The sequence below is a fragment of the Mesorhizobium sp. M7A.F.Ca.US.002.01.1.1 genome (assembly GCF_004022955.1).
GTDB classification, from domain to species: domain Bacteria; phylum Pseudomonadota; class Alphaproteobacteria; order Rhizobiales; family Rhizobiaceae; genus Mesorhizobium; species Mesorhizobium ciceri.
In genome coordinates this window covers 1-11504 of sequence record NZ_RZQE01000165.1, presented here as the reverse complement: position 1 = coordinate 11504, position 11504 = coordinate 1, and the positions used below count along the sequence as shown (strand labels likewise).

Sequence of the window (11504 nt, the reverse complement as noted above, 5' to 3'; positions counted from 1 at the left end):
CTGCCGCTGTTCAATGACGTGTCCGTCGAATCCCGCCGTTACGTGGCAGCCGCCCTTTCCGAATGCGAATACGCACCCGCCGCCCTGGTGCGCCGTCTTTGCGAGGAACCGGTCGACATTGCCGCGCCGCTGCTCATCCGCTCACGCGCCGTCAGCGACATCGATCTCATCGCCCTGATCGGGCGGCATGGCCTGCCGCATGCGCGTGCCATCGCGCGCCGCAAGGGCTTGAACTCGACCATTGCTGACCTGATCAGGGCCCTCGAGAGGCCAACCCTGGTGCGCGCGCCGGACCCGGATGCGAACGCCGCCGCGGCAGACAAGATCGCGCCAGCGAGCGCGGATACCGCCTCCGGCGAGCCAGCCCGGGAACAGACACTCGGCATCGCGGCCGAGAATGCACGGCGCAGGCTGCGCTCGATGATGCGCACCGGCGACGAGAAGACAGCGAGGACCGCCGACCCTTTCAAGGGCGCCGACACCTATATGAAATTGCGCGAGACAGCGCTGACGGGAAACGCCGCGTTCTTCCAGACCGCTCTCGCCGATGCACTCGACATCGATTTCGAGATCGCGCGATCGCTCACCGCCAACCAGAATTATGCCTCGCTGCTTGTCGCCTTGCGCTCGCTCGACCTCAGCGAAGACAGGGCCTTCCTGGTCACGGTTGCCGTCTATCCCAGCCAGTTCCCGCACCCGCAGGCTATCCGGACTTTCCTCGACCGCTACCGGCTGCTGCATCGCGAGGCGGCCCAGGACAAGATGCGGTCGTGGAGAGCGGAAATCCTTTCAAGGGTGGTTCGCGGCGCAGCACCTGCCAACAGCGATACACGCACCGCTTCGAACAGCGACGATGCGGCGGCTTCGTCCGGCCTCAGGGCGTCTTCACGGAAATAAGCTCCTCGACGGGCACGGCACCGGCCTCGATTTCGACCACCCAGATGTCGGGATCGAATTTTTTCTCCCGTTCCAGCCTGGCTTCGAGCACCGCGGGATCGTCACCAGCTCCGAGCAGAGTGAAAAACCGGTCGTCGGGCTTGGCCGAATCATAGCTTGTCTGCGGCGCCGGCCCGAACAGGGCAACCTCACCCAGCCTGCCCCGCGCCAGCACGAACACAGCGCCGGCCTCGGTCGCGCCACGCTTGACCACGGCGGCAAATCCACCGGCGCCGAAAATCCGGCGCAACAGGGCCGAAACCCACAGATCCGATGTGACGCGCATGAGAGAGCTCCCGAAACTGCCGGTTCTCTATCGATATTTCCGCCGCTCGGCGAGCCGTCGTTTCGGCCGTCAGTTGGTCAGGCCGATCTCGCGCATCTTGACGTAGACGATCTCATCGGGCTCGCCGGTCTGCGGCAGCCCGAACAGCGACTGGAATTCCTTGATCGCCGCCTTCGTGCGCGCGCCGACGACACCATCCAGCTGCATGTCGTCATTGCCGAACGCCTTGAGCCCGGCCTGGATCTTGACGATGCGGGCATCGGGCGCTTGCGTCGCGGCATCCGCCTGCCCGGAATTTGTCTGTCCCGAACCTGTCTGCAAAGACACCGGAACGGCGGCCGGCATATCCGGGCGCGGCTGCGGCCTGGGCACGACGGAAGCTGTCTTCGGCGTCGCGCCCAGTTGATCGAGCAGAAGCGCGTCGATCTCGCCGGACGCACTGAGCCCGACCTTCTGCTGATAGTCCTGGATGGCCTTGCGGGTGTTGGGTCCGGAAATGCCGTCGACCGTCCCGGAATAGAAATCGAGATCCTTCAATATGCCTTGCACCTGCTCGACCACCGGATCGCCCTTGATCGGTGCCGGCGCGCCGGATGGCCGCACGATGTTGAATGTCGTCTCCGGTTCGTCGGGCGTCGCGTGCGGAAAGCCCGCAATGCTGCGGGTCGCAAAAAATGCGCCGGCATGCGGGAAAGGTTGGTACCACAAGGCATTTGCGGAGACATAGAACAGCGTCACCAGGAACGCCGTCGAGCCGCCCACCAGGACAGGATTGCGCGAGATCATGCCGCCGACGGCGACAGCGCCGTCCTGAAAGGCATTGCTGCGGCGCTTGACCGCCTTAGCCGGTTTTCCGGAGCGAGCCATCTCTGTCCCCTTTCGCCATCGCCACAGGCATGGTCAGCACGCCGGCTTTCTCCGCCTGATGTCCCTTCGGTCCGTTCACCGGCAGGCTGATGGTCACCGTGGTGCCCTCGCCTGGCATGCTTTCGATGGACATCGTGCCCTCGTGCAGCGCCACCAGGCCCTTGACCAGTGAAAGGCCAAGACCAGTCCCCTCGAAACGGCGCGTATAGTCGTTCTGGATCTGCATGAAGGGCTTGCCGAGATTGGCGAAATCCTCCTCGGCGATGCCGATGCCGGTGTCCCTGACCCAGAAATGCAGGCGCGAACCGATCCGCTTGGCGCCGACGACGACGTCGCCGCCGTCGGGAGTGAACTTGATCGCGTTGGAGACCAGGTTGATGAGCATCTGCTGCACGGCGCGCTGATCGGCATTGATGTCGCCGGCGTCCGGCGCGATCTGCGCCTGCAGATCGATGTTCTTGGCATGCGCCTGCAGTTGCATCATCGACTGGCACATGTCGACCGCTTCCGCGAACCGGAAAGGCTCGGGTTCGGTCGCATAGACGCCCGATTCAATCCTGGACACGTCGAGTATCGAGGTTACGACGGCGAGCAGATGCTGGCCCGAATCCCGTACCAAGCCGACATATTCTTTCTGGCGCGGATCCTTGAAGGCGCCGAACATCTCATGCAGCAGCATATCCGAGAAGCCGATAATGGCATTTAACGGCGTGCGCAGTTCGTGGCTGACCACCGCCAGGAAGCGTCCCTTCGCCACCTCGGCGGACGCGGCCGCCTCATTGGCTGCCGCCAGATCCTCGCGCAACCGGGCGATCTCGTCATTCTGCCTCAGGACGAACGTAAAGACATCACCCTGTTCCTCACCACGCACGAGATCAAGCGAGAACGGCCGGTAATTGTCGGCCGTCAGGCCATTGCCATTCTGAGGCAGCCGGATGCGCAATTCGAGCCGGCGCGACAGTGCGCCGTCGCGCATGTCGGCCATTGCGCTGAGATAGGAAACGCGATCCGACAGATGGACGCGATCGAAGAGGCCGTTTCCGGACAGCAGTTCGGGCGGCAGTTTCAAAAGCGTGCGCGCTTTTGGCGACGCGTCCAGGACCTCGCCATGACGGGCGACGCGCAAGACCACCGCATCGATGGTGTCTTCGAGCCGGTCGGCAGTGTCGAGCACATCAGCCGCATCGGCCGTGTTTTGAAATGCCGATGCGCGCGGGATCAGTGTGAGCGTCCAGGCCAACGGCACCAACCAGTGCCACGCCGCGATCTGCGCTCCTGCGAACGGGAATACGGTTCCAGCCAAAGGCTGAGCCAAGATGGCTACAGCGGCCGACACGGCTCCCCACAGTGCCGCGCGCCGCGAAGCGCCGATCCACCAGGCTTCAAAAGGCAGCGCCACGACAAGCATGGCGACAGGCGAACTCAGCCCGCCCGCGGCGGCAATGAGACTGCCGAGAGAAATGCCGGCCAGCACCAGGGCGACCCAACTCGCTATCGCCATCTTGCCGGTCGCCGCCACCAGCAAGGCGACGAACCAGCACAGGCCAAAGGCGGCGAAAATGGCGGCCATGGTGACGGCGACGCCCATGCCTGAAGTAACCAGCGTGACCGCGGCACCGGCGACAAAGAAAGGAGCGGCGAGCATGACGCCGATAAAGCGGCGCTGGCGCTCGCGGTCGCTCCGCCCAAGGATGGACGGATGGACCATACGTTCGCAACCGGCCGAAATCGCGCCAGGCAATTCAACGTATCTGGCCTTGATTGAACTCAACTCAACGCACTCGCACTTGTCGTGGACAGCTCTGCTATGCAGATGGTTCTGGTTGGCTTTGAAACTCGCATCCAGCGTTTAAGGAATGGATAAGGCAGGGCCGACCAGGGCCCGGCCTGCGGCAAATATCGGGATGCCGGCGGCCGAAAGCACGGACAAATGCAGCCATAGTAAACGGAGAGTTATCCGCCGACGGCACCCATCGGCCGGGCGCACTCGGCACCTGGACGTCCCTATTTCAAGAAAAACGCAGGGAAATCATGGGGATATATGGTTATTTGTTGTTAAGGAAAATTACTCGGATTTGAGACAAATCGATTGCAGAACGGTTCGTTTCGAATTTGCCTAAAATTTGAGGAAAATTCTCTCTTTGCCCGCAAGCCGTCCTTTGCGCCTGTGTGCCAAAATCCTGCCTACAAAAGAGGTCATGCCATATGGATGCATGATCCGGTCACGACGAGAGGGCAAGGGCATGGTCTTCCTCATAAGAATGGCTTTCTGGTTTTCGCTGGTGCTGCTGGCGCTGCCATTGAGTGTCGGCCCCGATGAAGCGGGGCATGAAAGCGTCGGACCGATCCAGGCCTTGTTTGCGGCACGCGAAGCGGTTGGCGATATCGCCGGCATTTGCGAACGCAAACCCGATGTCTGCGAGACCGGCAAGTCGGCGATGCACACCATTACCGCCCGCGCCAAAGAGACCGCCAAGATCGCGGCAGCGATGATGGACGACAAGTCCGCCGCCGGCCCCGACACGTCGACGATGACCGGCAGCGTGCCCGAAGGAATCGTCTTGCCCGAGACCGTCAACCTGCCGCCTCAGAATTAAGCCGTTTCGACGGCGCACCGCGGGCTGTCTGCCCTCTCGACGCCCGCGGTGTCCTTGTTTTTTCCGTGACGCGGAGCCGCCGCGTGACTATATCCCAGACATGACCACGACGATCCAGACGATCCGCGACGACTTCTCGTTCCTCGAGGAATGGGAAGACCGCTATCGCTATGTCATCGAACTCGGCGAGGCGTTGCCGCCGTTTCCGGACGAGCAGCGCAGCCCCGCCAACAAGGTGCCGGGATGCGTCAGCCAAGTCTGGCTGACCACTGAACGCGGAGCTGGAGCCGATCCTGTCATCACCTTCACCGGCGATTCGGACGCTCATATCGTGCGTGGGCTGGTCGCGATCATGCTGGCGCTGTTTTCCGGCAGGACCGCCAGCGAAATCCAGAAGACCGATGCGGAAGCGACATTGAAAGAACTCGGCCTCGACGAACATCTGTCGCCGCAGCGCGCCAACGGCCTTCGCTCGATGGTCAAGCGCATCAAGCGCGACGCCGAGGCAGCGCTCAAGCAGACCGCCTGACGCTTCCCGACCCGATCCGCGCGTCGCGGCTCGCAAAAATCAAACGGCGCCCGAAGGCGCCGTTGATGTCGATCCGATCTGGCTGGCAGCAATTACCGCGCTTTGCGCTTGCGGCCGAGACCCATCTTCTTGGCGAGTTGGGACCGGGCAGCTGCATAGTTGGGTGCAACCATCGGATAGGTCGGGTCGAGGTTCCACTTTTCGCGATACTGGTCCGGCGTCAGGTCATAGTGGGTCATCAGGTGGCGCTTCAGCGACTTGAACTTCTTGCCGTCTTCAAGGCAGACGATGTAGTCGTCATGAACCGACCGCTTCGGGTTGACCGCCGGCTTCTGCTTGTCGGCAGGCGGCTGTTCGGCGGTTCCGCCCACACGCCCGAGTGCGGCATGGACATCGGATATCAGGTTCGGCAGTTCGCCGACCGGCACGGGATTGTTGCTGACATAGGCGGCCACCACATCGGCGGTCAATTCGATCAGCGCATCGCTGTTTCTGGAAGGTGTTTCGACAATATCCATGGTCTTCGGTCCCCAACAAGAGTTACATCGATCTGCGCCCTTTTTTACAAGCAGGGCATCGCACGAATTTTGTGCAGGTAGAGTTTCTACGATTCGTGTCGCGGGCACATCAATGAGCGTGCAGACCAAGTAAGTCAATTCGCCCCTCGCGCTATATTGAACGATATTGATCAAATGTTCCGCGATCAGCTTCAATCTTTCGTGCATTGTGTAATTTATCGATATTTCGCGTTCCCGTCGGCGGCGGCTGACGCAACGTCAGATCGCCGTTACATTCGTGGCAACTCACGAAACGGGTTTTAATGTTTGATCTTGCTTGGCTATCGCTCGAGAAATATTGGTTGTTCGCATTTGTCCACAAAACCACAGGTTGCCGTGGTCATATACGAGCAATCAGGCGACATGCCAGTCATCCGACCGATCGGCTGATTGCTGCCGCGTCAATCAATGCGGGATGATGTATTTGCCATAGGCCCAGCCGGTGACGAAATTGCCGTTCTGGACCGGATCATGCCAGACTTCGCACCAGCGATAGCGAATCTTTTGTGCCTGCTTCCATGCCGGCTGGTTGGCGATGTCGAGCAGGTTTATTCCGCCGGTGCATCGCCCGGTCATCTGCAGAACGGTGCCGTTCGGATATCCCGCCTGCTTTTGGGATGTGCCCGAAGGGTATTTGCGTACATTGAGCGTGTCGCCGAACGGGACATTGGCCACTTGCCAAGCCGCGAATACGGTCGCATGAGACTGGCCGGCAAAGCCCAGAGTTAGCGAAGCAACGGCGAAAGCCGCAGCAGTCCGAGACCAAATAGTCATCATCTCTCCTCCCGGCTCATCTCCTGGAGCCGACACAACCCATACGCTCCGGCTCTTGAACCTGCCCTGATCGGCGTGTTCATTTGCCATTCAAGATATTTCTCCATTCGAGATGGCCCTTCAAGATACTGGCCCATTGAAGATACTGGCAAAGCGAGACGCAATGACCAAGACATCCATATTTCCGATCGTCAGCCCGCCAACGCCCGAGAAGCGGCCGGTTTCCGACACGCATCACGGCATCACGCGAACCGACGACTATGCCTGGCTACGGGCCGATAACTGGCAGGAGATGTTCCGCGACCCGTCATTGCTCGATGCGGGGATCCGCGCAGAACTCGAGGCGGAGAATGCCTACCAGTCGAAGCTGATGGCCGACACGGTCGAACTGCAAAAGCAGCTTTTCAAGGAGATGAAGGGCCGTATCAAGGAAGACGATTCTTCCGTGCCGATGAAGGATGGGCCCTATGCCTACGGCTCGTCCTTTAAACTTGGTGGCGAGCAGCCGCGCTATTTCCGCATGTCGCGCGACGGCGGCGCCGAGCATATCCTGCTCGATGGCGACGCGGAGGCCGCGGGCAAGGCCTATTTCCGTCTTGGCGGTGTCGACCATTCGGCCGACCACGCCAAGCTGCTATGGGCATTCGACGACAAGGGCTCCGAATTCTACACGCTTCGCGTGCGTGACCTTGCCGATGGCAAAGAGCTTGCCGACCAGATCCCCGACACCGGCGGTTCAGGCGTCTGGAACGCAGGCAATGACGGCTTCTTCTACACGCGTCTCGATCCCAACCATCGCCCGTCCAAGGTACTGTTCCATGCGCTGGGCGACAGCCCGGACAGCGACCGGTTGATCTATGAGGAAACCGATCCCGGCTTCTTCATGAATGTCGACGGCACCCGCAACAACGAATGGATCATGATCGGCATCAACGATCACGAGACTTCGGAATACCGCCTGATGCGCGCCGACGATCCGTTTGCCGAACCGAAACTGGTGTCGCCGCGCGAGGTTGGCCTTCAATACGAGCTGGAAGAAGGCGGCGATATCTTCTTCATCCTGACCAATGCCGACGGCGCCAAGGACTTCAAGATCATGACGGCGCCGGCGAGCGATCCCGTGCGCGCCAACTGGCAGGAACTGGTGCCGCACGAGCCCGGCCGGCTGATCCTGTCGGTGATCGGCTTCAGGGACCACATGGTCCGGCTCGAACGCAAGGAAGGCCTGCCGCGCATTGTGGTGCGCGACCGTATCAGCGGCGAGGAGCATCTTCTGTCCCTCGACGAGGAGGCCTTCTCGCTCGGCCTGTCGGGTTCCTATGAGTACGACACCGAGATCATGCGCTTTTCCTACTCGTCGATGACGACGCCCGCGCAGGTGTTCGACTATAACATGCGCACCCGCGAGCGGGTGCTGCTGAAGACCCAGGAAGTGCCGTCCGGCCATGATGCGGACCATTATGTCACGCGGCGGCTGATGGCGCCGGCCAGCGATGGCGAACTGGTGCCGATCTCGCTTTTGCATCATCGCGACACGCCGCTGGACGGATCCGCACCTTGCCTGCTTTACGGCTACGGCTCCTATGGCATCACCGTGCCGGCCGCCTTCAACACCAACTGGTTCTCGCTGGTCGACCGCGGCTTTGTCTTCGCCATTGCTCACGTTCGCGGCGGCAAGGACAAGGGCTATGGCTGGTACGATGACGGCAAGCGGGAGAACAAGATGAACACGTTCACCGATTTCATCGCCGTCGCGCGCCATCTGGTCACGGAGCGTTACACGGCGCATGACCGTATCGTCGCGCAAGGCGGTTCGGCCGGCGGCATGCTGATGGGTGCCGTCGCCAACATGGCGCCGGATTGTTTTGGCGGCATCGTCGCCGAGGTTCCCTTCGTCGATGTGCTCACCACCATGCTCGATGCGACCCTGCCACTGACGCCGCCGGAATGGCCCGAATGGGGCAACCCGATCGCGTCCGCCGACGACTATCGGACGATCGCTGCCTATTCGCCCTACGACAATGTCTCTGATCACGACTATCCGCCGATCCTGGCGCTGGCCGGTCTCACCGATCCGCGCGTCACCTATTGGGAACCGGCCAAATGGGTGGCCCGGCTGCGCGACCGCAAGAGCGGAGACAATCCGGTTCTGTTCAAGATCAACATGGATTCCGGTCATGCAGGCGCTTCCGGCCGGTTTTCGCGGCTGGAAGAGATCGCCTACACCTATTCCTTCGCGCTGAAAGTGATGGGCAAGGCGCAGCTTACGGGAGCAACCAACCAATGATCGACCTGACCACCCTGATCGCCTACATCGCGGTCGTGCTCGGCTTCGTCTTCATTCCAGGCCCCGCCACCCTGCTGACGATCGCCCGGGCAACGAGTTCCGGAACCAAGGTCGGGATCGCGACGGGCGCCGGGATCGCTGCCGGCGACGTCTTTCATACCGTCATGGCCATGATCGGCATCTCGGCGATCATCGCCGCGTCGGCGACGCTGTTCAGCGTCATCAAGTACATCGGCGCGGCCTACCTGGTTTATCTCGGCATTCGCGCGATCATCGAGAAAACACCGGCCAACCCGGCGGCCGGTGCGCTCGCGATCTCCGCCGGCAAGGCGTTTCGACAGGCTGTCCTGACCGAAGTGCTCAACCCCAAGACCGCTCTGTTCTTCCTCGCTTTTCTGCCTCAGTTCGTGCGGCCTGAAAACGGATCGGTGATGCTTCAGATGACCGCGTTGGGGGTCATCTTCGTCATACTGGGCCTTTTCAGCACGGTCGTCTTTGCCGTGAGCGCTGGCCGGCTCGGCACGTTCCTGCGCCGAAATCCGTCGGTGTTACGATTGCAGGGCAAAGTTGTCGGCGGCATCTACTGCGCTCTGGGCGTCCGTCTGGCGCTGCAGCAACGCTGACTCTGGACGATGATCGATGCACCCTTGCCAGAGGGCTGGGTGTCAGGACTTTTTGAAGCTCCCGTCGCTCATTTTCACTCGCAATTGCGACGACCGCGCGCTACCCAGTGCGCGGCTTTTCCGGCCTGACAGCCTCCAATCGCGTAAAGGTTCATTATGCTGCTCGTCGACGTCTATCTCGACAAATCACCCATCCAGGGAATCGGCGTCTTTGCCAAGAACCACATTCCTCGCGGTACTCTGATCTGGAAGTTAGACCCAAGGTTCGATCGGCTCATCGAGGTCGAGACTTATGAGCGGGCGGCCGGCCCGGTGAAGAGCTATCTCGACCGCTACTCCTATCCTGACCGCCGCGATCCGAACTACATCGTCTTCGAAGCCGACGACGCGCGCTACATGAACCATGCCGACGAGCCTAATTGCGACGTCTCCTCACCCGAGGAGAGTTTTGCGCTGCGCGACATCGCGCCTGGCGAAGAGTTGACCTGCAACTACAACCATTTCTTCGAAACGGGCTTCGATTTTCTCGGTGACCGCCACCTGTCATCCGCAGACTCGATCTAGACTAGTTCGCCCTCTTGCGGGCCGGATAGCCGTTTGGATGCGCGGGTATCGCCTTGAGATAGGCGGCGATGGCAGCACGGTCCTGCGGCGCCAACTCGGCCATGTTTCGCTGCACGTCGACCATGGCGCCGCCGACGGAATCAAAATCGGGCGTGAAGCCGGTTTCGAGGTAGTTGACGATGTCGGCTTCCGACCAATCGCCTATACCGCCCTCGCCCGATGTGATGTTCGGCACGACGCCGCTGCCTTCGGCAGCCACCGCACCGGCCAGCCACACGTTCTTTTTCGTACCACCTGCAAGGTCGCGCGGCGTATGGCATTCGCCGCAATGGCCCGGCCCCTCGACCAGATAGCGGCCGGCCATGACCGGATCGGGCGTGCCAGCGGGAAATGGAACGACCGGCTGGTCGCTAAGATAGAGCAATTTCCACAGGCCAATGCCGCGACGAATGTTGAAGGGAAAACCGAGCGAATTTGCAGGCGCCTTGCCGGCGACGGCCGGCAGCGTCTTGAGAAAGGCATAGAGATCGCCAATGTCGGCCGGATTCATGCGCGCGTAGGACGCATAGGGAAACGCCGGATAGAAGTGTCGGCCCGAAGGCGACACGCCCTTCAGCATGGCATTGGCGAGGTCCTCGACCGACCATGCGCCGATGCCGTCCTTGGCGTCTTGCGAAATGTTGGGCGGCACGAAGGTTCCGAACGGCGTCTTGAGCTCGAGACCGCCCACGAGTTGAAGCCGCGCATCGCCCTGTGAGCCCGGCTTTGCATGGCAGGATGTACAACCGCCGGCATAAAAAATGCGCTTGCCCCTGGCTGCGTCGCCAGGACCGAGCTTGGCCAGGGTCTCCCTGTCGAGCCTCACCGGCGCCGACCCGGCCCACCCGGCAACCGCGCCGACGCCGCCGAGGATGACGATGGCGCCGACGAGTTTCTTTAGCCAGGGCATCGCCCGCTATCAGCCTTTTTTCACCCGGTAGGTCTGGTGGCAGGTGCCGCAATCGGAGCCGATGGCGCCGAATTGCGCCTTCAACGCATCGACGTCGGCAGGAGCGGCAGCGGCCGCTGCCTTGACGTCGGCGACATATTTGGCGTTGGTGGCCTTGAAGCCGGCCATGTCTTCCCAGATCTTCGGCGACGCAGTGGTATCGCCGCCCGTGTCGCTGCCCGCCGGAAACAGCGCGTCTACGTCGACTTTCTCGGCATTCGCATGCAGCGCCTGCAGCGCCGTCAGCACCGCGGCGGCATCAAACGGCTCCTCGCCCTTGACCACTTTCGACAGGCCGCCGACGATCTTTCCACGTTCCTTCATCAGTGCCTGCCGGTCGAGGATCGGGTCGGCAAAGGCCGCCGAAGCCGCGAGTGCGAGCATAGAGATGGCGATAACAAGCTTTCTCATTCAATTGGCTCCATGATGAAGGCATTTCGGGACAGGACGTCAACGGATGCTACAGAGGGAAAATTCCCTTCCCCCTGATGATTTT

13 protein-coding genes are annotated in these 11504 nt (G+C 61.4%); 6 read left to right on the top strand and 7 right to left on the bottom strand.

The window, feature by feature from the left end; genetic code table 11:
• The coding region (locus EN932_RS17495; RefSeq protein ID WP_128368945.1) for a hypothetical protein at positions 1-897 on the top strand (897 nt) is incomplete at its 5' end.
• On the opposite strand, the gene EN932_RS17490 is transcribed toward EN932_RS17495, so the two are convergent.
• From EN932_RS17490 to EN932_RS17480, 3 genes are all read right to left on the bottom strand, one after another.
• On the bottom strand, positions 875-1222 hold the full coding sequence (locus EN932_RS17490) for a DUF1491 family protein (RefSeq protein ID WP_013532655.1): 348 nt from the start codon (positions 1220-1222) through the stop codon (positions 875-877). The genes EN932_RS17495 and EN932_RS17490 overlap by 23 nt on opposite strands.
• Positions 1223-1291: 69 nt before the next feature.
• Positions 1292-2089, bottom strand: coding sequence for a peptidoglycan-binding protein (locus EN932_RS17485; protein ID WP_127385258.1), 798 nt, complete (start codon positions 2087-2089; stop codon positions 1292-1294).
• The gene (locus tag EN932_RS17480; RefSeq protein ID WP_128368944.1) at positions 2064-3797 is read right to left on the bottom strand and encodes an ATP-binding protein; all 1734 of its coding nucleotides are present in this window, start codon (positions 3795-3797) and stop codon (positions 2064-2066) included. The genes EN932_RS17485 and EN932_RS17480 overlap by 26 nt, the downstream gene beginning before the upstream one ends.
• Before the next feature lie 535 nt (positions 3798-4332).
• Here EN932_RS17480 and EN932_RS17475 point away from each other — a divergent pair.
• Both EN932_RS17475 and EN932_RS17470 read left to right on the top strand, forming a co-directional pair.
• Entirely contained in the window at positions 4333-4686 is a 354-nt protein-coding gene (locus tag EN932_RS17475; protein WP_013532658.1) for a DUF5330 domain-containing protein, read from the top strand.
• A 100-nt stretch (positions 4687-4786) separates the two neighbouring features.
• Positions 4787-5215 (top strand): SufE family protein, encoded by a 429-nt coding sequence (locus tag EN932_RS17470; protein ID WP_027162984.1) that lies wholly within the window; start codon positions 4787-4789, stop codon positions 5213-5215.
• 92 nt (positions 5216-5307) lie between these two features.
• Here EN932_RS17470 and EN932_RS17465 read toward each other — a convergent pair whose 3' ends face one another.
• Complete coding sequence (locus EN932_RS17465; protein ID WP_013532660.1) at positions 5308-5733, bottom strand: MucR family transcriptional regulator; 426 nt, start codon at positions 5731-5733, stop codon at positions 5308-5310.
• A 444-nt stretch (positions 5734-6177) separates the two neighbouring features.
• Positions 6178-6549, bottom strand: coding sequence for an SH3 domain-containing protein (locus EN932_RS17460; RefSeq protein WP_164745941.1), 372 nt, complete (start codon positions 6547-6549; stop codon positions 6178-6180).
• Positions 6550-6709: 160 nt separating this feature from the next.
• On the opposite strand from EN932_RS17460, the gene EN932_RS17455 reads away from it, so the two are divergent.
• From EN932_RS17455 to EN932_RS17445, 3 genes are all read left to right on the top strand, one after another.
• Entirely contained in the window at positions 6710-8833 is a 2124-nt protein-coding gene (locus tag EN932_RS17455) for a S9 family peptidase (RefSeq protein WP_127385259.1), read from the top strand.
• Positions 8830-9456 carry a LysE family translocator gene (locus tag EN932_RS17450; protein WP_024505543.1) on the top strand — a complete coding sequence of 209 codons (627 nt, stop codon included), beginning with the start codon at positions 8830-8832 and terminating at the stop codon, positions 9454-9456. The genes EN932_RS17455 and EN932_RS17450 overlap by 4 nt, the downstream gene beginning before the upstream one ends.
• 156 nt (positions 9457-9612) lie before the next feature.
• A complete protein-coding gene (locus tag EN932_RS17445) occupies positions 9613-10020 on the top strand; it encodes an SET domain-containing protein-lysine N-methyltransferase (protein ID WP_013532664.1) in 408 nt (135 codons plus the stop codon).
• 1 nt (position 10021) lies between these two features.
• Here the strand turns inward: EN932_RS17445 and EN932_RS17440 are convergent, their stop codons facing one another.
• Together EN932_RS17440 and EN932_RS17435 are read right to left on the bottom strand one after the other, a co-directional pair.
• Entirely contained in the window at positions 10022-10969 is a 948-nt protein-coding gene (locus tag EN932_RS17440) for a cytochrome c (RefSeq protein ID WP_127368563.1), read from the bottom strand.
• A 9-nt stretch (positions 10970-10978) separates the two neighbouring features.
• The gene (locus tag EN932_RS17435; protein ID WP_013532666.1) at positions 10979-11419 is read right to left on the bottom strand and encodes a cytochrome c; all 441 of its coding nucleotides are present in this window, start codon (positions 11417-11419) and stop codon (positions 10979-10981) included.
• Positions 11420-11504: the final 85 nt, after the last annotated feature.